At 36.9% G+C, this 21,622-nt stretch carries 25 protein-coding genes; 9 read left to right on the top strand and 16 right to left on the bottom strand.

The window, feature by feature from the left end:
• Window positions 1-41: 41 nt before the first annotated feature.
• The 3 genes from AC1VU3_RS08425 to AC1VU3_RS08415 form a co-directional block, all read right to left on the bottom strand.
• Window positions 42-1,034, bottom strand: a complete 993-nt coding sequence (locus tag AC1VU3_RS08425) for an NAD(P)/FAD-dependent oxidoreductase (protein ID WP_480389340.1) — start codon at window positions 1,032-1,034, stop codon at window positions 42-44.
• Between the two features lie 27 nt (window positions 1,035-1,061).
• Complete coding sequence (locus AC1VU3_RS08420) at window positions 1,062-1,451, bottom strand: thiol-disulfide oxidoreductase DCC family protein (RefSeq protein ID WP_480389339.1); 390 nt, start codon at window positions 1,449-1,451, stop codon at window positions 1,062-1,064.
• An 82-nt stretch (window positions 1,452-1,533) separates the two neighbouring features.
• The gene (locus AC1VU3_RS08415) at window positions 1,534-2,016 is read right to left on the bottom strand and encodes a TraR/DksA C4-type zinc finger protein (RefSeq protein WP_482983268.1); all 483 of its coding nucleotides are present in this window, start codon (window positions 2,014-2,016) and stop codon (window positions 1,534-1,536) included.
• Window positions 2,017-2,159: 143 nt separating this feature from the next.
• Here AC1VU3_RS08415 and AC1VU3_RS08410 point away from each other — a divergent pair, with 143 nt between their 5' ends.
• On the top strand, window positions 2,160-2,786 hold the full coding sequence (locus AC1VU3_RS08410) for a YfbR-like 5'-deoxynucleotidase (protein WP_480389337.1): 627 nt from the start codon (window positions 2,160-2,162) through the stop codon (window positions 2,784-2,786).
• A gap of 89 nt (window positions 2,787-2,875) precedes the next feature.
• Window positions 2,876-3,520 (top strand): GntR family transcriptional regulator, encoded by a 645-nt coding sequence (locus AC1VU3_RS08405; protein ID WP_480389336.1) that lies wholly within the window; start codon window positions 2,876-2,878, stop codon window positions 3,518-3,520.
• A gap of 101 nt (window positions 3,521-3,621) precedes the next feature.
• On the opposite strand, the gene brnQ is transcribed toward AC1VU3_RS08405, so the two are convergent.
• From brnQ to AC1VU3_RS08365, 8 genes are all read right to left on the bottom strand, one after another.
• The gene (brnQ, locus tag AC1VU3_RS08400; protein ID WP_482983267.1) at window positions 3,622-4,959 is read right to left on the bottom strand and encodes a branched-chain amino acid transport system II carrier protein; all 1,338 of its coding nucleotides are present in this window, start codon (window positions 4,957-4,959) and stop codon (window positions 3,622-3,624) included.
• Window positions 4,960-5,186: 227 nt separating this feature from the next.
• A complete protein-coding gene (locus AC1VU3_RS08395; RefSeq protein WP_482983266.1) occupies window positions 5,187-5,558 on the bottom strand; it encodes a Na+/H+ antiporter subunit G in 372 nt (123 codons plus the stop codon).
• Window positions 5,536-5,820: a Na(+)/H(+) antiporter subunit F1 gene (locus tag AC1VU3_RS08390; RefSeq protein ID WP_480389333.1), complete on the bottom strand. Its 285-nt coding sequence runs from the start codon at window positions 5,818-5,820 to the stop codon at window positions 5,536-5,538. Before AC1VU3_RS08390 ends, AC1VU3_RS08395 begins: the two co-directional genes overlap by 23 nt.
• Window positions 5,820-6,302, bottom strand: a complete 483-nt coding sequence (locus tag AC1VU3_RS08385; protein ID WP_480389332.1) for a Na+/H+ antiporter subunit E — start codon at window positions 6,300-6,302, stop codon at window positions 5,820-5,822. Before AC1VU3_RS08385 ends, AC1VU3_RS08390 begins: the two co-directional genes overlap by 1 nt.
• 17 nt (window positions 6,303-6,319) lie before the next feature.
• On the bottom strand, window positions 6,320-7,804 hold the full coding sequence (locus tag AC1VU3_RS08380; RefSeq protein ID WP_480389331.1) for a Na+/H+ antiporter subunit D: 1,485 nt from the start codon (window positions 7,802-7,804) through the stop codon (window positions 6,320-6,322).
• Window positions 7,797-8,135, bottom strand: a complete 339-nt coding sequence (locus tag AC1VU3_RS08375; RefSeq protein WP_480389330.1) for a Na(+)/H(+) antiporter subunit C — start codon at window positions 8,133-8,135, stop codon at window positions 7,797-7,799. The genes AC1VU3_RS08380 and AC1VU3_RS08375 overlap by 8 nt, the downstream gene beginning before the upstream one ends.
• A gap of 3 nt (window positions 8,136-8,138) precedes the next feature.
• On the bottom strand, window positions 8,139-8,561 hold the full coding sequence (locus AC1VU3_RS08370) for a Na(+)/H(+) antiporter subunit B (RefSeq protein ID WP_480389329.1): 423 nt from the start codon (window positions 8,559-8,561) through the stop codon (window positions 8,139-8,141).
• On the bottom strand, window positions 8,551-10,947 hold the full coding sequence (locus AC1VU3_RS08365; RefSeq protein WP_482983265.1) for a Na+/H+ antiporter subunit A: 2,397 nt from the start codon (window positions 10,945-10,947) through the stop codon (window positions 8,551-8,553). Before AC1VU3_RS08365 ends, AC1VU3_RS08370 begins: the two co-directional genes overlap by 11 nt.
• Before the next feature lie 295 nt (window positions 10,948-11,242).
• On the opposite strand from AC1VU3_RS08365, the gene AC1VU3_RS08360 reads away from it, so the two are divergent.
• The gene (locus AC1VU3_RS08360; protein WP_480389327.1) at window positions 11,243-11,926 is read left to right on the top strand and encodes a histidine kinase; all 684 of its coding nucleotides are present in this window, start codon (window positions 11,243-11,245) and stop codon (window positions 11,924-11,926) included.
• Window positions 11,927-12,522: 596 nt separating this feature from the next.
• Window positions 12,523-13,233, top strand: coding sequence for a DUF421 domain-containing protein (locus AC1VU3_RS08355; protein WP_480389325.1), 711 nt, complete (start codon window positions 12,523-12,525; stop codon window positions 13,231-13,233).
• A gap of 26 nt (window positions 13,234-13,259) precedes the next feature.
• On the opposite strand, the gene nagZ is transcribed toward AC1VU3_RS08355, so the two are convergent.
• The 3 genes from nagZ to AC1VU3_RS08340 form a co-directional block, all read right to left on the bottom strand.
• Window positions 13,260-14,918, bottom strand: coding sequence for a beta-N-acetylhexosaminidase (nagZ, locus tag AC1VU3_RS08350; RefSeq protein WP_480389324.1), 1,659 nt, complete (start codon window positions 14,916-14,918; stop codon window positions 13,260-13,262).
• 284 nt (window positions 14,919-15,202) lie between these two features.
• Window positions 15,203-15,469 (bottom strand): hypothetical protein, encoded by a 267-nt coding sequence (locus AC1VU3_RS08345; RefSeq protein ID WP_482983264.1) that lies wholly within the window; start codon window positions 15,467-15,469, stop codon window positions 15,203-15,205.
• A gap of 191 nt (window positions 15,470-15,660) precedes the next feature.
• Window positions 15,661-16,251: a histidine phosphatase family protein gene (locus tag AC1VU3_RS08340; protein WP_482983263.1), complete on the bottom strand. Its 591-nt coding sequence runs from the start codon at window positions 16,249-16,251 to the stop codon at window positions 15,661-15,663.
• Between the two features lie 140 nt (window positions 16,252-16,391).
• Here AC1VU3_RS08340 and AC1VU3_RS08335 point away from each other — a divergent pair, with 140 nt between their 5' ends.
• The gene (locus tag AC1VU3_RS08335; RefSeq protein WP_482983262.1) at window positions 16,392-17,150 is read left to right on the top strand and encodes a MerR family transcriptional regulator; all 759 of its coding nucleotides are present in this window, start codon (window positions 16,392-16,394) and stop codon (window positions 17,148-17,150) included.
• A 31-nt stretch (window positions 17,151-17,181) separates the two neighbouring features.
• Here AC1VU3_RS08335 and AC1VU3_RS08330 read toward each other — a convergent pair whose 3' ends face one another.
• A complete protein-coding gene (locus AC1VU3_RS08330; RefSeq protein ID WP_482983261.1) occupies window positions 17,182-17,601 on the bottom strand; it encodes an NUDIX hydrolase in 420 nt (139 codons plus the stop codon).
• 149 nt (window positions 17,602-17,750) lie between these two features.
• On the opposite strand from AC1VU3_RS08330, the gene AC1VU3_RS08325 reads away from it, so the two are divergent.
• On the top strand, window positions 17,751-18,074 hold the full coding sequence (locus tag AC1VU3_RS08325; RefSeq protein WP_480389320.1) for a PadR family transcriptional regulator: 324 nt from the start codon (window positions 17,751-17,753) through the stop codon (window positions 18,072-18,074).
• Complete coding sequence (locus tag AC1VU3_RS08320; RefSeq protein WP_480389319.1) at window positions 18,067-19,110, top strand: DUF4097 family beta strand repeat-containing protein; 1,044 nt, start codon at window positions 18,067-18,069, stop codon at window positions 19,108-19,110. The genes AC1VU3_RS08325 and AC1VU3_RS08320 overlap by 8 nt, the downstream gene beginning before the upstream one ends.
• Window positions 19,111-19,153: 43 nt before the next feature.
• Here AC1VU3_RS08320 and AC1VU3_RS08315 read toward each other — a convergent pair whose 3' ends face one another.
• Window positions 19,154-19,756 (bottom strand): CPBP family intramembrane glutamic endopeptidase, encoded by a 603-nt coding sequence (locus AC1VU3_RS08315; protein ID WP_480389318.1) that lies wholly within the window; start codon window positions 19,754-19,756, stop codon window positions 19,154-19,156.
• Between the two features lie 243 nt (window positions 19,757-19,999).
• On the opposite strand from AC1VU3_RS08315, the gene AC1VU3_RS08310 reads away from it, so the two are divergent.
• Entirely contained in the window at window positions 20,000-20,566 is a 567-nt protein-coding gene (locus AC1VU3_RS08310) for a sigma-70 family RNA polymerase sigma factor (RefSeq protein WP_480389317.1), read from the top strand.
• Window positions 20,563-21,597, top strand: coding sequence for a DUF4179 domain-containing protein (locus AC1VU3_RS08305; RefSeq protein ID WP_480389316.1), 1,035 nt, complete (start codon window positions 20,563-20,565; stop codon window positions 21,595-21,597). Before AC1VU3_RS08310 ends, AC1VU3_RS08305 begins: the two co-directional genes overlap by 4 nt.
• The last annotated feature ends 25 nt before the right edge of the window (window positions 21,598-21,622 follow it).

The following is a 21,622-nucleotide window of genomic DNA, read 5'->3' as shown; positions in this document are numbered from 1 at the left end:
TCTAGAATCACACATGCTCCTCATTTGGTTTGCCCTGCTTTTTATTTCTTTTCATCAAATATACTAGTACTATGCTTCGGTTGAACTCTTGCCTTAGGATCTATGAATGCTTTTATATGACTAATTGCATTTGGAACCTCTCCGAAGCCCACTGCTATTAATTTAACCTTCCCAGCATGTGTACAAACATCCCCTGCTGCATAAACACCCTCTATATTGGTCTCCATTTTTTCATTCACTATAATAGAGTTACGGTCCATCTCTAATCCCCATTCTTTTAGAGAGCCCAGTGAAGCAATATTTCCATAATTCACGATTACCTCATCTACAGGTAAACATTCTTCTTGTTTGTCTTTCCCCACTAGAACCACTTCTGTTATATGTTCTCCATCACCCACGAGCTCCTTTACAACATAAGGGGTTTTGATTTGGACATTTGAATGATGAAGCTGGTGGATGGTCATCTCATGAGCAGTGAATTGCTCTTTTCTATGACATATCGTTACCTTAGAAGCTATTTTTTCTAACATGAGCGCCCAGTCTAAGGCCGAATCTCCACCTCCAAGAACGAGGACATTCTTATCCTTAAAATCTAGCAAACTTTTAACCTTGTAATGTAAATTCTTATTTTCATATTGTTGTGCTCCAGGAACGTTTAACTTACGAGGTTGAAAGGATCCAACACCCGATGTCAATAAAATGGTTTTCGTATAATGTATTCCTTTATCTGTTGTTAAAGCAATGTAACCCTCTTGTTTATCAATGGACGTTGCTGTTTCTTCCAAATGGATAGCAGGTTTACTGTATGCTGCCTGCTCCACCAAATTGGCAACTAAATCCTTCGCCATGATCTTAGGTATACCGGCAATATCGTATATATATTTATCAGGATATAACTCCATCAGTTGACCTCCTAGCTGAGGAAGGCTATCAATTATTTTTACACTCAAGCCTCTTAAACCAGCATAGAACGAAGCAAACAGTCCAACAGGACCTCCGCCAATTATCGTTACGTCCACTATTTCTTTTTCCATGTTATTCAACAGCCCCTTGCTTTTTCATTAAAGAAATCGTTCCCTAACCTCAGGACTAGGAATCATACATTCTTCCTTCTTCCCAAACCACTTATATCTATTTTTTGCTATATATCTATATACACTATTTCTGATAGGTCTTGGAACTACTTTAAGTATATATAGTATTTTCCATAAACCCTTTAAATGCTTGCATACCTCTAATGCCCCATCTGAATACTTATAAACCTGATCATCCTTTATTAAGATAAAGCTATCAATTTGGTCAGGTATGTGGAACTTCTTTTTTAATTCAACTCCAGCCTCACTCTGTAGTGCTGCGAACCGGAAGTAAGCCTTGGGATCTCTTGCAATGATAAATTGTACACTTGTATCACAGAAATTACATTCTCCGTCAAACATAACAATCGCTGTCATTTTTACCTCTCCTTACCTGTAGTTTAGCAGAAATAAAAAAGATGCTCACTCATCGCGTCCCGACAAATGGCATCTTTCTCTTTTATCCTTTGTCTTGAGGAGTATCTGAGGAACCAAAAGCTTCTACATCCTCAAAACTGTTATCAAAATCTCTTCTTTCATCATTTTCTCTGTCAATAGGATGATCCGTCGAAGAGTTTAAAATTTCCTCCTCCACTGGTCTAGCATCGTTAACCTCCTGCTCAGCATGCTCAACACAGGTAAGAGCAGTTGGTTTTGCCTCTAGACGTTCAATAGGGATGGTTTTATTGCATACTCTGCAGGTACCATATGTACCATTTTCTATCGCCTCAAGAGCATGCTGTACCTCTTCCTTTTCATTATCGAAATGTCTAATAAGTGCTAGGCGAGTATGCTGGTCAGTTAAGTCACTCGCATTATCTGCTGGATGATTATCATAATTGGATAGTTCAGTTGTTTCAAAGATAGCTTCAGCCTCTTTACTTTTCTCTATTTCATCTAAACGATTCTTCAATGTCTTTTTTATAGCATCGTATTTAGTCATCATAATTCCTCCTTGAATTATTAATAGGAATACCCATTATTCTTTAAAATAAAACAAAGAAGGAAGGGTATATTATTTTCATCTGTGTTTTTCATACATGAATGTTGGATAATAAGATAACATAAGAAAAAGGAGTGATTTTCATGGGTATTCATCAATTTTTTAGAAGCTTGAATGATTTAGAAAGAATAATTCGAGCACCTGGACGTTTTAAATATGAAGAGCATAATGTGGCGGCTCACTCTTGGAAGGTAGCACAATATGCTATGTTTTTCGCGACAATAGAAGAACAGCATGGAGCAACTATCAATTGGAAATCCTTGTTCGAAAAAACAATTAACCACGACTTTGCAGAAATTTTTATCGGTGATATTAAAACTCCTGTAAAGCATGCCTCTCCAGAGCTTAAACAAATGCTTGCGCATGTAGAAGAAAAAATGATGGAGAAATTTATATTATCGGAAATTCCACCAGAATTTCAGGCAGTTTTCTTTGATCGTATGAAAGAGGGGAAGGACGAGACAATTGAGGGGCGTTTATTAGAGCTTGCGGATAAGCTTGACCAAATCTATGAAGCATTCGCAGAATTGCAACGTGGGAACACAGACCCAGAATTCGTTAAAATGTATGAATTAGCATTAAGCAAATTACTACACATCCCATTAACAAATAGTGTAGCTTATTTTAAGGAAGTAATTCTACAGGATTTGATGGCAGAAGAATCGGTGATTGATGTTAAAAGCATTACTCTACGAGCTTTAGTCGAATAAGGAAAAATATTCAATATTTTTAGCGATATATTGTATAATTTAGTGTATACTATAATTATATTATTAAGAATATTGAGGAGGGATTCTTTTTGCCTATACCAGTTGATCATACAAAGCCTATTCGCAAGACAGCAAAGCTGCATGCATTCAATCAGATACAGCAGTGGATCATAGACGGCACACTTCAACCACATGAAAAACTAAATGACATTGAGCTTGCTCAAGCATTAGGTGTAAGTCGTACTCCTATACGAGAATCCCTACAGCTTTTAGAATCCCAAGGGTTTGTTACCATGCAGCCAGGTCGTGCAACTCAGGTTACCCCTGTCGAACCACAGGATATTTATAATTTATTACCACCTCTGGCCGCCCTACAGGCTTTAGCAGCAGAACTAGCTACCCCTAACATGGATGAGGAAGCTATTCGATTTTTAGAAGAAAAAAACAAAGAGTTTGCGAGGGCTCTTGAATCGAATGAGTTTAATACAGCACTTAAAATAGATGAGGAATTCCATCAAGAGATTGTGGATAGAGCAAACAATCCATACATAACCTCTATGGTAGAAATGCTTCAGGCCCATGTACGGCGTTTATATTATTACGAAAAAATTAAGTTACGAGAGCAATCAATTGAACAGCATACCGAACTTATTAATCTGTTTAAAAAAGGTGATACGAAAAAATTAGCGGAAGTAATGCGAGCTAATTGGACGTATACAATAGAAGCATTTTGATATTACTAAACTACTCTAAATAATAGAAGTCGACAGTGATTAACACCTCTCACTGTCGACTTTATTTTTTTCTAATTTAAGAGATTTCGAATCCCTCTACTCTATTCCTTTATTCTCGCAATAAGTCCTGTTACGATCGTTAAAATGATAAATGGAACCAGCCAACCTAGACCAACTTCATAGAAGGGTAGAGTATTAGATAAAAATGCAAGAATAGATTCGAGCCATCCTGGAAGAGCAACTTCTAAAGAATTATAAAGTGCTTTAATCCCGTCTATTAATCCAATTAAAAAGGTGAAGAACATTACTGTTCCGTACACCATTCGGCTATGATTGAACAATGGTGATAAGAATGTCAATAGTATCAGTACAATAGCCAACGGATACAGTAGCATCAATACTGGAACGGAATAGGTAATAATATCTGATAACCCAAAATTCGCTATGATGCATGTAAACACACTAAAGATAATAACAAACTTTTTATAGCTAATTCTTGGCATCAATGTATTAAAATATTCAGCACAAGCTGTAGTTAATCCAATACTTGTCGTTAAGCAGGCCAAAATAATGACGATTGATAATAATACACTACCGAAAGTACCAAAGTAGTGTACAGACGTGTTACTTAGTACTGGACCGCCATTATCAAAGTAACCAAACAAATCTACGCTCGTTGCTCCTAGATATCCAATACCTGTGTAAATGACCCCTAAGAATAGAATTGCTATTCCGCCAGATTTAGCTGTAGCTCCTAATATACCCGTCAGCGAAGTAATTCCCATTTTCCGAATAGCATCAATAACAATAATCCCAAATACTAATGAGGCAAGCGCGTCCATCGTATTATAACCTTCTGTAAAACCAGTCATAAAAGCATTATTCACATAATTGCCTTGTGGTTCTGCAAATTCGCCCATCGGTTTTACAAAAACAAATACTAAAAGGATTAATAGTCCAATTAAGATACCAGGTGATAAGTATTTCCCCACATTGTCTACAATCTTTGATGGAGATAAAGAAAACCAAAGAGTAATACCAAAAAACAAAATAGTGAAAATAAGTAATCCTATTTGTGCATAGTCTTCATTAAGATAAGGAAGTATCCCAATATCATAAGAAACAGCTCCAGTTCGTGGGAGTGCAAAGAAAGGACCAATCGTTAAGTATAAAAGTGACGTGAAAATGATAGCGAAAACTGGGTGCACTCTACTAGAAAGATCTTGTAAATTTCTGCTTCCTGAAAAACCCATCGCTAGCGTTCCAAGAAACGGTAGACCAATACCTGTAAGTAAGAAACCTAGCATAGCAATCCATAAATTACTTCCAGCATTCTGACCTAAGCTGGCTGGGAATATTAAGTTACCTGCTCCAAAGAATAGAGCAAACAACATAACACCAATGACTAAATAATTTGAAAACGGCAGCTTCTGATTCATAACTTCCTCCTGTATAAAGAAAAGATGACCTTTTCATTTTCTCTAGTTGTTTTAGAATTAGCTTTTGTCGAATTTTCAGTTAATCCTATAAGTGATAAGTTTGATAATACTATGTATCTATGCAGAATGCAATATATTAGTTAAATTTATTGAATATTATATTTTATTTATCAATTCCTTTATCTTTCCAAAAAAAAATGATAGCTCAGTACCATCTCTTTGGTATCTTAGCTATCATTTTTCTCATTATCTTTTTGAAGAAGCTCTCGCAAAGAATCATTGGAGGTGTTATCGGCAAGCGGAACATTTGACCTGTATGCAGCTCTTGTCAGTAAATGACCTGCCACAGGCGCTGTTAGAAAAACAAAAAGTATACCCAATATTAGTCGAATACTAATATAAGCCTCATGTACCCAAAAATAAATGAAGGCGCCTATCAGAGAGAGTAATACTGCAACCGTAGCGCTCTTAGCTCCTGCATGAGAGCGTGTATAAACATCGGGAAGCCTTATAATACCTATGGCGCTTATTACGCTCATAATCCCACCTAACAGTACAATTAACGCAGCTATCAATTCAAGTATCTGACTTACGTTCAATGATAACTCCCCTTTCTATATACCTCGCAACTGCAATGGTACTAATAAAGGCAAGTATTCCCAAGATCAGAATAGCCTCTAGAAACGCTTTTGTTTTTAACACAATAGAAACGACGGCTATAATGGAAATTAAATTAACTCCGACCATATCCAATGCTACCGCTCTATCAGGAGCTGTCGGTCCTTTAATCATCCGAAGGAGAGCAATAGCAATGGAGATGGTGAATAACGCAAGGGAAATCAATAAGATTATTTGAACCATTACCTAGTCACCTCCATAATTGCTTTTTCGAACTTTGATAACGACCTTAATATTTCAGCCTTGGAGACCTCAATATCCATGGCATGTATGAAAAAAGTATCCCCTTCCGGATTAACTTCCATTACTACTGATCCCGGAGTTAACGTTAGTAATAAAGCAAGGGTCGTTATCTCCCAGTCTCCTCTTAGCTCTGTTCTATATGTAAAAATTCCAGGCTTAATCCCTAGCTTGGGGCTTAATATTTGTTTACTAATGAGAATACTAGAAGTTGCAAGCTCTCTGATAAATATAAAAATAAGCTTTATGATAGAAAATAATCTTCGTAGATAAAACTGGGTTCCAAAAAACCGGTGCATCATAAAGACAATGCCTATTCCAACTAGAAATCCAGCGAAAAAGGTAGAAATTCTTAATTCGTCTTCATCATTTAACAAGGTCCATAAAAATGCTATAAATAGATTCAGCAAAAATTGTGCTGGCATTGTCCTCACCTCTCCCATTATTTATTATCACCTAGAATTGCTTCTATATAGATAGAGGGATTAGATAGAGTAAGTGCTGCATCTTTCACAAAATCAGCTATAACTTCAGTTCCTAATCCAAGAGCAATTGTCCCCATTCCCAGAAGGAAAATCGGAATGCTCAGACCTACACGTAAAGGAGTTTCATCTTCTAAGCTAATAATAGTTTCTCCAAAAATAGCTTGTAGGAAAATTTTTAATAAGGAATAGAGAACTACTATACTGGATAGAAACGCCAATGCCATTAGCACATAGGAGCCAGAATCAAGCGCTCCCATACCAACAAGCAATTTCCCTATAAAGCCACTCAATGGCGGAATACCGGCTAATGAGCAAGTGACAATAAAGAACATCCAGCCAAGCAGCGGATAGTTTTTAATTAACCCACTCATCTCATCAATTTTCGTCTTTCCAGTTAAGGTGATAATTGTCCCTGCCAATAAAAAGAGCATAGCCTTAGCAAGCATGTCATGGATTATATAATAAATGGACCCTTCAATTGCTATATCAGAGCCAACAGATAATCCCACAAGCATAAAACCAATTGTAATTACAACATTGTAGCAAACAATTAACCGAATATCCTTGTATGCAATAGCACCCATACAGCCCAATATGAGCGTAATTCCAGCCATGATTCCTATTAGATTATGCGTTATCGCAGGATTATGGTAGAAAATCAGAGTAAATGTACGGAATAGAGCATAAATCCCAACCTTTGTTAACAGCGCACCAAATAATGCGGCAACAGCAGTAGGAGCTACGCTATACGAACCAGGCAGCCAAAAGAATAGTAGTAAGCCTGCCTTGATAGCAAACACAAGCAGAAACAGGATACTAACTACAGTTAGTAGCGGATCTTGCCCCACTTCAGCAACTCGCTCTGACAGATGCGCCATATTTAACGTACCAAGTGAACCATATAAATAAGCAAGTCCTACCAAGAAAAACCAGGATGCCACAATATTGATTACAACATACGTAATAGATTCCCTCAGCTGTCGTTTTGTTCCACCTAAAGTTAGTAAAACATAGGATGCTAGTAGCATTACCTCAAAACAAACAAACAAGTTGAACATATCACCTGTCAAAAAGGAACCATTTACCCCAGCGACTAAAAATAATACCATCGGGTAAAAATACATTTTTTCGTGAGCTGTTCCAATAGAGTAAAATGCATAAAGAAGACAAACTGCTGTTACGATACTAGCTGTCAACACTAAAAGCATTGCAAAGGAATCTGCAACAAAAAGAATGCCAAATGGAGGCTTCCAACCTCCGAAATCCAACCTAATAATCCCCTCGGCTTGTATCTGCAATAACGTATAGACACTTAAGCCAGCTATACCTATCATCGTTAAGAAGCTCAATATTCGCTGTATGCGCAAATAGGACCTAAGAAATACAAGGACAACTCCTACTAGGATAGGAATAATTAAAGGTAAAACAATAATATTATTCATCATTCGTTCCTCGCAATGCATGAAGATCGTCTGTCTTATTTTCTTTATAAGATCTGTAAGCAAGCACTAATATAAATGCAGTAACTGCAAAGCTAATAACGATTGCAGTCAATATTAATGCTTGTGGCAATGCATCCGTATAGGGACCTTCCGAATCAACCAGTAAAGGTACGTTTCCTTCCTTCAAATATCCCATAGTCAATATAAGCAAATGTACTGCATGAGATAGCACTGCAGTCCCTAAAATAACACGGATTATATTACGCGAAAGGACTAAATAGGTAGCCACAGAGACTAGTATCCCTATTAATATGATAATTAAAGTTTCCACGGTCTACTCATCCTCACTTATACTTAAGATAATCGTAACGACAACTCCAATGACAGCTAAAGCAACCCCAGCTTCAAATATAGTAACTGTCGTCAATTCCCTCTTTCCTAGCAACGGAAGATCAAAATAAGCAAAGGTCTGGGAGATAAAAGGCTCCCCAAAGAATAAAGACCCAAATCCGGTTCCTGTGGCCAGCAGGACTCCGATGGCAGCAACAAGCTTGTAATCCAAAGGCAAACTCTTCTGAACCCTTTCTATACCATTCGATAAATAGAGAAGAACGAATGCTGACGCAAGTACCAGACCGCCTATAAATCCTCCTCCCGGACTATTGTGACCCGAGAAAAATAAATACACCCCAAACGTAAAAACTATAAATACAACAATCTTTGTTGCCGTACGAAGGATTACATCGTTAATTTTCAATGTCCGTATCCTCCTTTTTTGTCCTTAGCTTAATCATCGAGTAAACTCCTAGACCAGCTATAAATAGTACAACCACTTCTAACATCGTATCAAAGGCGCGGAAATCACCCAGAATAGCATTCACAATATTCTTTCCACCAGTCAGATTATAAGAATCCTCAAAGTACCCTGAGATAGTTGGGAAATGCTGATAGTTCAAGACTGCTAGACCAACTAAGGTTACAACTGTCCCTGTTAAGATAGAAATGATGGCATTAGTCCACTTCGTTCTATTTGACACTTTCTCGGGCGTCCATTCAGGGAGATGAGAAAACGCAAGTAAAAACAATGCTGTTGTTACTGACTCTATAACAAGCTGAGTAAGAGCTAAATCTGGTGCTCGAAACACTACAAAGAAAATAGCTACGGAATAGCCCAACACCCCATTTAATAAGGTTGCCGTTATCCTTGATTTTGCAAATAACATCGCTATGCTTGCTACCGCCATTACTAACACGAGGATTACTTCAAAAAGTCTAAACGTAGCATTGGTGGAAGGATTAAAGGAAAACGCACCTAAAACAAACAAAAATCCTCCAACAGCAACTATAAAAAAGGCATATAAATAAGCTAGATAATCTCTCAGAAAACCCGTCATATAAAGTCTAGTAACTTTTCCGGCTATCTCCTCTGACCATTCTAGAAAACGAGTATAGTATGAATTAAAAGAATATTTCGGGGAGAAAAGTCCATAAATAGGTCTCCATGCCTTAATCGTTCTAAAGAGGAGAAACCCTATAACGACCACTCCAACAGTCATCCAAAGCTCGGGAAGAAAGCCATGCCACGCCTTTATATTTGGATTTAGCTTTCCCGGGTCTCCAAAGCTTGGATAGACACTTGCCATCGCTGGCTTTAAAATATATTGTCCTAGCAAGTTCGGGAAAAAGAATATTCCTACAACCAGAGCTCCTAGAATGATAGGAGAAACAAGCATACCAATCGGTGCTTCATGTATAGGCTTATCAAGCTTTTCTGGCTGAGGTCTTCCAAGAAAGGTTTTATATATAAAAATCATACAATACACAAAGGTAAAGACACTGCCTACCCAAGCAACAACAGGGAAAATTACCCCTAAGCTCTGGAGTGAAAACACATCGGCCTCCATAATTTTTAGAGTTGCAGTAAAGAACATTTCCTTACTCAAGAATCCGTTGAAAGGTGGTAACCCAGCCATAGAAAGACTGCCGATAGTGGCAACTGTAAATGTAGCCGGCATAAATGTCATTAAGCCACCTAACCTTCTAATATCCCTTGTACCTAGCTCGTGGTCTAATATACCCACTACCATGAACAAGGCTCCTTTGAAGGTAGAATGATTAATAAGGTGGAATAACGCAGCAAAGGTTGCTTGAGTAAAGATGACTGTCTCTTCCGAATAGCCATACTGCAAAGCAACAGACCCTAAACCTAGCAAACTCATAATCAAGCCGAGTTGACTAATAGTTGAAAATGCTAACAATGCTTTCAAGTCTGTCTGTTTTACTGCATTGAAGGATCCCCAGAATAAAGTTACCATTCCCACACTACTAACCGTCCAGAACCATACTTGATCTACTCCAAAGATTGGGGTCATACGAGCCACAAGATAAATTCCCGCCTTGACCATCGTTGCAGAGTGTAGATAGGCACTTACAGGAGTAGGGGCTTCCATGGCGTCTGGAAGCCATATATGAAATGGGAATTGAGCAGATTTCGTAAATGCGCCGAGCAGAATTAAAATCATTGCCGGTATAAATAGGGTTTCCTCCGTTAGCTCTAACCCATCTGAAAGAATTTGTCGGATACTAAGGGAGCCAGTCATGGAATGGAGCATGATAAAACCGATTAACATAGCGATTCCACCACTTACCGTAATAAGCATCGCTTTCTTTGCACCTTGTCTAGAAGCATTACGATGACTCCAGAATGCAATAAGCAGAAAAGATGAAACACTGGTAAGTTCCCAAAAAACATAAAGGACTACTAGGTTATCTGATAACACTACTCCTAGCATGGCTCCCATAAAGATAAGTAAGTAGCAATAAAATTGATGGAGCGCCTCTTTTTTAGAAAGATAAAATATTGAATATAAAATGACTAAAGTACCTACTCCAGTAATCAAGAGACCCAGAATAAGACTTAGCCCATCTAAATAAGTGGTGAAATCGATGTTATAAGTGGAAATCCAATTGTAGGTGTTAGTAAATGTTTTACCCTTAGCAACCGAGGGAATAAAGCTTGAAAAATAGATGAATAGACTAAAAGGTACTAAAAGCACCACCCAGCCAATATGTAAGTTTTTCAGCCATCTATAGAGCAAAGGGACAAAAGCTGCTATTATGAATGGAAATAAGATTGCAAACAAGGGGCTACCTCCTATCTGTAAACGTTTTTATGTGATTTTATATTGGGGACTTGACTATCCCATTGAGTAGTTGCATAATAGGATTCCATATGGGGTTATATAGACATGGGGTGTTTATGTTCGCCACTATAAACGTAACTTTATAGGTTATACTTACGTCTAACCGTGTTAAACGAATGAATATACTACATTAAGTATACACTAAATTACTATACACCGCACTTGTGTAGCATACGCATGCAATAAATGAACCATTACTATAGAAGAAAATAAGATAAATGAGGTGTAAAGGATCGTGAAACACGCAAAGGGTAGGATGGATGAAAGTATACTGGTATGTGTATACTATGGTCCCAATGGAGAAAGATTAATTAGAAGAGGGCATAAGATGGCAAGCATGTTGGATTGCCCTTTATATATTCTTACAGTGGACCCTCTACCATACGATGCATTCGATGCTGAAAAATCTAGATACATTGAGCAATGGAAGTCTTTGGCGGAAGAGTTAGAAATTGAGGATTTTATCATAAAAGACAATGAAAAACGCCCTTCTCCAAAGGTAATAAAAGAAGTTGCACATCAGTTAAATATCACACAGATAATCATCGGACAAACTGCTCAAAGTAGATGGGAAGAAATCACAAAAGGTTCCTTTATGAATGTACTACTAAAAGAAATTCCTTTCGTTGACTTCCACGTGGTATCAGTAGAGCGTGTAGTAAAAGACGAAGAAGATGGGATGTTTGAAAAAGGAGTAAGAGCTTATCTTGTCTCAGAAGGGGATACTTTTAAAGTTTCCTTTACTTGTTCCAAAAACATATGCCAAGAAGGGATTTTCTTTAAAGAAATCGGCACGGATTTCGATAATGGGATATTCAAATTCATGTACAATAATAAAATGCACCAGGTTCATATACAGGATAATTTAGTTACAGACCCATCCCAAATACCTGTGGAATGTAAGCTAAACGGACAATAATCACTCTGTCTTTACATCAGTAGCAAAACAAATGAAGCACTTATGATTCTAAATCTCGACAAGAATCGTAAGTGCTTTCTTGGTTTTTAAACCTAGTTTCTCGACTTATACGAGCCACTTCGATATAAAATAATTAGATTGATACATTTTCAGACAGAGCTTTGTGCAACGATCCTTCGGAAGCCAAAATGCAACAACACTTAGAACAGGTAAGTAAGACATAACAATCATCGTACTAAAAACCCCAATGACGTTGGTCACATAGAAAGATCGCACAAAAATGACAGCCATTAATTACCCTAGTGCCATTCCCAACTGCTTTTTCGTAAGTCTTAGAAAAGAGGATTTAATGATTTTTTCTTCGTATTAGCAGCATTTAAAATCAGTTGTTTTTTATACCAAGTTGATATCCTAGAAAGCAAGATAATCCCTATGGCAGCAACAATCAAAAACAATGCAACTCCTCTTTGCCCTAGTGGAACAAGTACAAACGCACCATTATAGCCCACTTCAAACTATTATCATAAAAAATCTTACATAGACCTAGTGAATTTGGGAATAATAGACCTGAGAGCGAACAAAAAGGGGTCATTCCAATGGAGATTTTTAATGGAGAAATGAATTTTTGGGAGATGATTCTCCGGACTACTCTTTCCTTTATCATTCTTCTTATTTTAGCAAGGATTATGGGGAAAAAGCAGGTCAGTCAATTGACCTTCTTCCATTATATCACTGGTATAACTGTTGGTTCTATAGCAGCTGAACTAGCTTCCCAAAAGGAAACGCCGTTCGTCGATGGATTAATTTCTCTTGTGTGGTGGACATTCCTCACCCTCATTATGAGTTATATTTCCTTAAAATCCCCAAAAATAAGAGTATGGATTGACGATAAACCAACTATTTTAATTAAAGATGGAATTCTTTCAGAAAAAGCCTTGAAAAAAGCTCGATTAAACATGGATGATTTACAAATGTTACTACGAGAGCAGTCTATCTTCGCTTTAGCGGATGTCTATTTTGCTATACTAGAAACTAATGGTCAATTGAGTGTAATCAAAAAAACCGAACAGCAGAGTGCTACAAAGCAAGATGTAAAAGCAAATGCAACTCCTCCGAAATTTATCCCAACTGAAGTTATTTTTAATGGAGATATAATACACAAAAACCTAGAAGACCTTTACCTAGATGAGGAGTGGTTAATGAAGAAGCTACGGAAACAACATGTTCAGTCACCTACAGAAGTATATTATGCACAAGTCCAGTCAAACGGCTCACTATTTCTTTATTTAAAAGAAGAAGTAAATTAAACATAGTGATTACTTTTGCACTATGTTTAATTTAACTTGTTTTTTAAAAGCTGGATAGACTGGTTTAGGGTAGCTGTTTCCACGTTTTCTATTAGCTCATTATTTAGCTTGTACTTCTCTTTTAAGCTTATAATCCGTTCCACACTTTCATTAATGCGCTCTACCGTTATTTTTCCATCCTTTACCGCTTGGATCACTGCTTCTATCGCTCTTTGGATATTATTGTATTCATGAGCAATCAATAAAATATCGTTTCCAGCTATTATTGCCTGAACCGCCGCCTCGCCCATTTCATAATTATCCTCAATGGCATCCATCGTCATATCATCTGTCACAATTACTCCTTCAAAGCCAAGCCTATTTCTCAGAATACCAGTAATTATTTCCTCTGACAGGGAGCTTGGATAATGATTGTCTATATTAGGCATCAAAATATGGGCAACCATCACAACATCGGCTCCATTTGTTATTGCATCTTCAAAAGGAATTAGCTCTACTTGTTCTAAATCTTCTATCGTTTTATATATCACTGGTAATTCCATATGGGAATCTACATCCGTATCTCCATGACCGGGAAAATGTTTAATGACGGAGATAATATTTTCACTTTGTATTCCTTGCATAGTTTCGACACCAAGGCTGCTAACTATTTGAACATCGTCACCAAAAGCCCTATCACCTATTACAGGATTATCAGGATTATTATTCACATCTAAAACTGGAGCATAATCTACATTCATACCAAAAGCCTTTACTTGCTTGGCAAGCAGTGCACCAATCCCAAAAGCGAGTACCTCATCATTCTTTAAGCCAATCTCCAAGTTAGTAGGTTGCTTTAATAAACCAGGAAGTCTAGTCACTCTACCTCCTTCTTGGTCTACACTCAAAAACAAAGGATATCTTTCTAAATTACTTTGTTCCTTAATCGCATTTACAAGCGCCACCGAGCGTTGGGGATTAAGTAAGTTTTCCTTAAAGAAGATGATACCTCCTACTTTTTCCTGTGAAATAAGCTGCTCTATCTCCGTTGAATAACTATCTCCTTCTATCCCCGAGATAATCATTTGTCCTACCTTTTCTTCTAACGTCATTTCTGACAAGGGATCAACCTCTCCACCGACCTCTTTGAAATCCGTGTAGACAGAAATATGATGAACAAACGGATTTGGTTCCGTAGGGGTAGGTACAGGTAGAATCCATTTAAGCTGAAAGTTTTGCGCCACATCGTAAACTAAAATAGTTTGATCTACTTTTTCATCTTTATAACTTCTAACGTAATCAGGCTCCCCACCTATGCTTTTTATATCATTCAAGCGAATGTCCTGTATAAAAGAAGCGTCTGATCTAATATCAAAAATGGTTCCTAAACGATGACCAATGGTAGCATTTCTCTTCTCATACGTCTCATAAATATCCGATGAATGATTGCTTTTATTATCCGATTCTCCCCATTGCTCGTAAAGCTGTTGAATATCTGTTTCTCTCACTGTAAAAGGGATATTTACGACTTGTCCTTTTTCAGCAGTTTCAAAGAGCAAAGAAACTAATGATTGAATTTCAGCTTCTTGATTTTCATCTTCTATTACTGTATTCCTTTCAGGTTCTTCTGTCTGCATTGTAAAAAAAACCTCTGCGACCCCTAAAGCTAGAAGTATAAATAATAACAATCCAACTTTTTTAATCATTTTTAAGGCCCCCGAACAACTCTGATTACTTATTCTATTTCTACAAGTATAGCCACTATGACTATAAATAGACAATATTCAGAAATATTTAACTAACAAAGAAAACTTCTACCAGTTGGGAGGCATGATTAATTGAAAGCAATTACTATAAAGAGATATGAAAGTTGTTGAATTTCCTACAATGAACAAGAGCCTTATTACATTTGAGATGTAATAAAGCTCTAAAAAGTTGTTGGAAATTGATTAGCAATGAAAAAATCTTGTTGTTCAGAAGGATATTAAAGCTATTTACTTCTTGCATTTCTTTTCTTATCTGAATAAGGCATTTTTGTAATAATAATTGGGTCACTGAATTTAGCATTGGGAATTAATTGAGGTCCAGCAATATCATTTGGCATATATTCAACATTTTTAGCTTCTGGAGGAAGTGGTTCATTAACAGAGTCAATTATTATGAATTTTCGTTGTTCTTCACTTACATCATGTTCTAATTCCTTGTTATTAAATACGATTAGCAACAAAGTGAGTGGAACTAATATTACTTTTTTCATATTCCTCAACTCCTTTTTATTTATGTTATTCGATGCATAAACATTTTAGCAATAGCATTCCTTAACTTCCTGTCAGTTATACAAACGAAATTACTAACCATTCTTATTCAACTAATCTGCACCCGAAGAACTGTCCTAATCTATTCTATTATATTTATTAGATTCTTATTTGGTCTAAGAGACTAATTTGCTTATTCCACTTTCTCAAGTTGCAAATGTTTCATACAATTGAACAAGGTGCATTTACTCTGCTGCTCTTCTATTTCCACAATCGTAATAGAAGTATTTCCAATATCATTATCGAAATCTTCTTCAGGCATCAAAGCCCCTAGCAATCGACTAATCAGCCCTCCATGACTTACTACCAGAACACGCTTATCAGGATATTCTTTTTTTACTTCCTCTATAAAGCCAAGCCCACGTCCAATGATGTCTTCTGCCGACTCGAAGCCCATGTCTAAAGTTCTCCAATTCGAGCCCCATCTCTCGACTCTTTCTTCCTCCGTAGTTCCTTCAACGAGACCTCCACCTATTTCTCCAAGTCTTCCATCGATGATAAATGGTAATTCCTTTTGATTTTCTGCAATAATTTCAGCTGTACGCTTTGCGCGGATTAGAGGGCTTGTATAGATAACATCCCAGTGCTCTTTTTTAAGTCTATCGCTAACAAGCCTTGCCATTTCTATTCCTTCTTCATCTAAAGGAACATCCGTTTTCCCCTGTGCTCGACCAATTTTATTCCATTCTGTTACTCCATGTCTGACAAAACCAAATGTAGTCATTTCTCCCTCTCCTTTACCTGTCTCTCTAATAAGAGTAAGCTTATTTAAAATTTTTTCCAAGAATTTTTTGACATTTAAATAAAACACTTGACCTTAACGCAACGGAAACGTTTAAAGTAAGCTTATGTGGAGGTGGAGACATGGAATATACCATTCAGAAGCTAGGGGAATTAGCAGGAGTGAGCACGAGAACATTACGTTATTACGATGAAATCGGGTTATTAAAGCCAGCCAATAAGAATAACTCAGGTTATCGAATATATGGAAATGAAGAAGTAAACAGACTCCAACAGATACTTTTTTACCGAGAGCTAGGTGTCAGTCTGGATTCTATAAAAAATATACTAGATTCTAAGGACTTTGACAGTACCGTTGCACTGAAAGAGCATCATCAGAGACTCCTGGAGAAGAGAGCGCAAATTGACAAGCTTATACACAATGTAGAGAGAACTATATTAAAGGTAGAAAGGGGAATTCCAATGAGTGATAAAGAAAAATTTGAAGGGTTCAAAGAGAAGCTTATTGAAGAAAATGAAAAGCAGTACGGGGAAGAAATAAGAGAAAAGTATAGTGACCAAGAAGTAAATGCTTCCAATGCTAAGTTAAAAAATATGAGCAAGGAACAATACGAAGAGATAACAAAACTAGAAGAGGCTATTATTAAACAGCTAAAAACAGCCATAGAAGCAGGAGATCCGGCTTGTGAGGCAGGACAAAAAGCTGCTGCTCTTCACAAGGAATGGATCAGCTTCTATTGGAACAGCTACTCAAAAGAAGCACATGTAGGAGTAGCACATATGTATGTAACCGATGAACGCTTCACTAACTATTATGATTCAAGAGCCGGTAACGGAGCCGCAGAATTTTTACGAGATGCTATCCTCGTGTATACAAGCTAGACGGATATTGTAAAAGAGGCATCCATCGTAGTTACTTGATGGATGTCCTCTCCATTATTTGTTCCATAATTTCTACATCATCGATATAAGCAAGAGGTAATTCTTTTATTTCCTCTAGTGTCTTCCAGCTTATTTCATGGATAAGCTCATCAGGATCCTGCAAAGAAACGTTCCCTTCTATAATATCTACAAGAAAGTACTCTACGTAAACGGATATTCCATAGTCATTTAGGTAACTATTTTTGACATGGCAACGTTGTCTAGCTTTTACTTTGTAGCCAGTCTCTTCAAAAAACTCCCTCTCACAGCAACCCTCAAATGTTTCGCCTTCCTCTAATGTACCTGATGGCACTGTCCACTTTCTCTCTTCTCCAGGTGCTCCTTGAAGCACCATTAGAACTTCTTTTTTGTCATTTACACATATACCTGCAGCGCCCTTCCAACTAAACATCCATTTCCCGCCTTTTTTAGATTTATTATATATCAAACGGCAAATAACAATATAAAGTTTCTTATAGTACCTTGCAATGTATAATACCTTGTGATATATTATTTTTACGGTACTATTTATTGAATAGTAGCGAAGGGAGTGAAAGCAATATGAATATACAATTTAAAAAAGGGGTTCTCAATCTTTGTGTGCTTGTTTTATTAGATAAACAAGACCGATATGGATATGAGCTCGTTCAGAAGATATCAGATCAGATAGCTATCTCCGAGGGTTCTGTCTATCCACTTCTTAGAAGACTAACAAAGGAAGGGTATTTTACCACCTACTTGCAAGAGTCTTCTGAGGGGCCACCGAGAAAATATTATAAGTTAACAGATTTAGGACGTACTTATTTACACGAGCAATTAAGGGAATGGAAGAGCTTCACGGATGGTGTGAACAATCTAATTGAAGAGGGTGTAAAGAATGACTGAACAGCAATTTATACGTGAATTAGAAAACGAGTTAAATCAAATGTCTTCTGAAGAAAGAGATGATATTTTAGCTGATATTAGAGAATATTTCATAAGCGGTCGTGAGGATGGGAAAACCGATAGTGAAATTGCAGCATCTCTAGGCTCTCCACAGGATATCGCTAAAGACTTATTAGAGAACTATGTACCAGTGCCTAGTAGAGCCCAATCAAATAATCAGCTTATTCATATTCCACACGCAAATTTTTCCCATGTGAGTATGGATATCGATCATGGAGCTTTAAATGTGTACCCTTCCTCTAACGATGAAACATATATAGAGCTTGTCGGAGAAAATGATAAGATGGTGCTGACTGCGGAAGTAATTCACGATACATTACATGTTCGATTAAAGATGAAAAAGCTTGGCTTCTTCTCCTTTATCTTTATGATCAAAGAGCTAAAGGTAAATGTTGCTCTTCCTAAAAAGCTTTATCAATCTATTGTTCTGAAAAGCGATAACGGTAGAATACGAGCAGAAAAGCTTCTAGGAAAAGACGTTCAAGTAATTTCCGAAAATGGTGCCGTAAATTTAAAAGAGCTTGCTACAACTACACTAAAAGCAGAAACAGATAATGGTCGAATCGAAATAGACAAGGTCGAAACGGAAAGGCTGACTGCTCTAACGGACAATGGTCGTATTGAGCTCCGTAATATTGATGCTGCAGACGTAGAGGCGGAAACCGATAATGGTCGTATAATAATGGAATATGTAAATGGAAAAATTAAAGGGAAAACTGACAACGGCAGAATCATTCTTCTTACCTCTTCCCTAGATTGCATGATTGATTTAGAAACGGATAATGGGAGTATCCAAGTGGAAACAGAAAGAGCACCACAAAACGTTTCCATCCACACGAAAACTGACTTGGGCAAAATAGATGTTTTTGGCGAAAATAACTCTAGAACAGTTTTTGGAGAAGGACAAAATAAAGTTCACCTTACTACTGATAACGGTAGAATTACTGTAGCTAGAAAAACTGGCGTATCTATCTAATAGTAGAGAATGGTTCCGTCCTCAACAGACGGAATTTTTTTATTTAGCTAAACATCACTACAAATAAGTTATAGGCCGCATGGATAATAATGACTGTCCAAAGTGAGTTTGTTTTCTTATACAAATAGCCAAATAAAAGACTAAGCAAGAATATATTTGCCATACTTCCTATCACACTCGGAAACACCATTTGTCCTGTACGCAGCCAAATAGGAAAGTGAATGAGCACGAAAAAGATAGATGTATACATATTAGCAGACCAAAAGCTATCAGACTTATCAGTTGTATGGGAGGATAGCCCATTGATCCATTTGTTTAAAATATATCCTCTAAAAACAATTTCTTCTAACAGCCCTGCTAAAATCACGGTATTTAACAATGTATGAAGGCTTAAGCTCACATGAATATCTTTATTCATCATTACAATGTGGACCAAATAAAAATATGCACCCATAATGCCAATAATGATAAAAGCCCATTTAAAGCCTCTCCTAACGTCATCTCGAAGCCCCAGAAAGGAAAGTACCGGTTGCTTTTCTATTCGACGAACCAATACAAAAACAGGTATAACCCAAATAACGGTTTTAATTAGTCCAGATAAAAATGCCTTATTTTGCGGTGCTAATATATCTAAATACGAGGCCAACCATAGCTCTTTCACAGTCCAAATAGTAAAGAAGACTAAAAAGAAAATCAGAACTTCCTCAATGTGTTTACGGATAATGCAAACCCCTCTCTCTTTTTCCTTTACAATTATTTCTACCTTTTTTATTTATTTCCTTTAAAATATGAAGAAAGATTACATAAAATTAAAAAATTGAGAAAATCGCAAACTTACTTCGTTATATAAAGTGTAAAAGCTTTTACAAAAGACCGAAGGAGAAAACTCATGAAAACAACTTCTAGTAATTTTGTTCGACGTCTTCAATCAGGTAAAGAGGATGCTCTTGAATATGTTATTGATCAATACTTACCCCTTGTGAAAGGGATTGTTTATAAAATACTTTCTCCACTCAACAAAGAAAGCATGATTGAGGAATGTATCAACGACGTTTTTCTATCCATCTGGAGTCATGCTAAAGATTTTCAAGGTGATGCTCCAGACTTTCCCAAGTGGCTCTGTGTTGTAGCAAAATTTAAAGCAATAGATTACTACAGGAAGGTCACAAACAATCTGGAAATCTCATCTGATTATATGGAGCTAGCAACCTCTTCAACTCCTGAGGAGGACTATGTAAGAAGAGAGTCTCACTCTGAGCTCTTACGCTTAATTAATAAGCTCGACCCGATTGATCAACAAATCTTTATCCTTCGATTCTTTCTAGACGAGGATACAGAAGCCATCGCCAAAAAGCTTGGCAAAACAAAGGCATCTATTGATAACAGGATTTACCGAGCTCGAAAAAAATTGAATGGAAAGTTACAGCTTTATAAAATGGGAGGGAATTTGATATGAAAAATCTCTATAAGCATTTCAATAAAATAGAAGTGGATATGGACGAGTTTGAAGAAATGGAAGTATCAGAATTTGAGAAAGTTAAACTAAAACAATCTATTCTGTCGAATATCAGTCCATCTAAGTCAAAAATGTGGAAAAAGCCTCTTTTAGCATCAGCAATGGCTGCTGGATTAGCTACTTCTGCTTTAGTAGGTCTTTCCTTTACAGCCAATGCAACAGAGCTACCTTGGATTGGTGGCATTTATCGGTATTTCCAAGATTTTACGAACAACAATTTTTATTTAGAATATGAAGAAAGTCTAAATAGTATCCAGCAAACAATCGAAAGTAATGGAATTAAAGTAACTGTTGACGACGCCGTGTATGATGGAGATGCTCTTTCCGTTACCTACACAATTGAAACTAATAAATATATGGGGGAATCACTATTTATCGCTTCGGTTCCTAGTATTGAAAATAACGAAAATAACGGAAGTCATAAAATTGTTCGAACAGAAGGGAACAAATACATCGGGATTGCAACTACACCAATCGATTTGCCTGCCGAATCAATAAATGTAGAGTGGAACATAAAATCTATCATCCCTAACCTAACAACGGAAGAAAGCACTAGAGGTAATTGGAACTTTGCTTTTTCATTGGATAAAACAGAAGCTATTGAAGTCCTCCCTGTAGGACAGCAGGTCACAAAGGAAGGTGTTACCGTTTCAGTTGATAAAATTACTATTGCTCCTAATTCTTTTTTAGTTAACTATTCGCATACGGTTTCTCAAGAGCTGAAAGCAATACCACTTCATGTAATAGTCTCTATGGAAGTGACAGACGACTTAGGGAATAAGTATGCGACTACCGATGGAGTTGGATATGGTTCCTCTACCTGGGAGACTAACTGGAGCTCTGTGCTAGAAAAGCTACATCCCTCTGCTAGTGAGTTAACAATGAAACTTTTCGTTGTATTGAGCAATAAATCAACAGGGGAAACATACAAAGAATTTGAAATGGATACAGTTGATGTTAAATTAAAATAATCACATACTAGATATTAGAACAGCA

The sequence above is a fragment of the Psychrobacillus sp. Z16_25 genome (assembly GCF_056856695.1).
Note: the sequence above shows the minus strand (reverse complement) of the source record. Positions and strands in the feature narration are given on the sequence as shown.

Bases quoted from the DNA above. Each gene is read 5' to 3' on its own strand.
- AC1VU3_RS08415 (WP_482983268.1), bottom strand. From the start codon at position 2,016: ATGACTAAATACGATGCTATAAAAAAGACATTGAAGAATCGTTTAGAT.
- AC1VU3_RS08310 (WP_480389317.1), top strand. From the start codon at position 20,000: ATGAAAACAACTTCTAGTAATTTTGTTCGACGTCTTCAATCAGGTAAA.
- AC1VU3_RS08345 (WP_482983264.1), bottom strand. From the start codon at position 15,469: ATGAAAAAAGTAATATTAGTTCCACTCACTTTGTTGCTAATCGTATTT.
- AC1VU3_RS08380 (WP_480389331.1), bottom strand. From the start codon at position 7,804: ATGAATAATATTATTGTTTTACCTTTAATTATTCCTATCCTAGTAGGA.
- AC1VU3_RS08340 (WP_482983263.1), bottom strand. From the start codon at position 16,251: ATGACTACATTTGGTTTTGTCAGACATGGAGTAACAGAATGGAATAAA.
- brnQ (WP_482983267.1), bottom strand. From the start codon at position 4,959: ATGAATCAGAAGCTGCCGTTTTCAAATTATTTAGTCATTGGTGTTATG.
- nagZ (WP_480389324.1), bottom strand. From the start codon at position 14,918: ATGATTAAAAAAGTTGGATTGTTATTATTTATACTTCTAGCTTTAGGG.
- AC1VU3_RS08335 (WP_482983262.1), top strand. From the start codon at position 16,392: ATGGAATATACCATTCAGAAGCTAGGGGAATTAGCAGGAGTGAGCACG.
- AC1VU3_RS08330 (WP_482983261.1), bottom strand. From the start codon at position 17,601: ATGTTTAGTTGGAAGGGCGCTGCAGGTATATGTGTAAATGACAAAAAA.
- AC1VU3_RS08320 (WP_480389319.1), top strand. From the start codon at position 18,067: ATGACTGAACAGCAATTTATACGTGAATTAGAAAACGAGTTAAATCAA.
- AC1VU3_RS08390 (WP_480389333.1), bottom strand. From the start codon at position 5,820: ATGGTTCAAATAATCTTATTGATTTCCCTTGCGTTATTCACCATCTCC.
- AC1VU3_RS08325 (WP_480389320.1), top strand. From the start codon at position 17,751: ATGAATATACAATTTAAAAAAGGGGTTCTCAATCTTTGTGTGCTTGTT.
- AC1VU3_RS08355 (WP_480389325.1), top strand. From the start codon at position 12,523: ATGGAGATTTTTAATGGAGAAATGAATTTTTGGGAGATGATTCTCCGG.
- AC1VU3_RS08410 (WP_480389337.1), top strand. From the start codon at position 2,160: ATGGGTATTCATCAATTTTTTAGAAGCTTGAATGATTTAGAAAGAATA.
- AC1VU3_RS08420 (WP_480389339.1), bottom strand. From the start codon at position 1,451: ATGACAGCGATTGTTATGTTTGACGGAGAATGTAATTTCTGTGATACA.
- AC1VU3_RS08305 (WP_480389316.1), top strand. From the start codon at position 20,563: ATGAAAAATCTCTATAAGCATTTCAATAAAATAGAAGTGGATATGGAC.
- AC1VU3_RS08425 (WP_480389340.1), bottom strand. From the start codon at position 1,034: ATGGAAAAAGAAATAGTGGACGTAACGATAATTGGCGGAGGTCCTGTT.
- AC1VU3_RS08385 (WP_480389332.1), bottom strand. From the start codon at position 6,302: ATGCCAGCACAATTTTTGCTGAATCTATTTATAGCATTTTTATGGACC.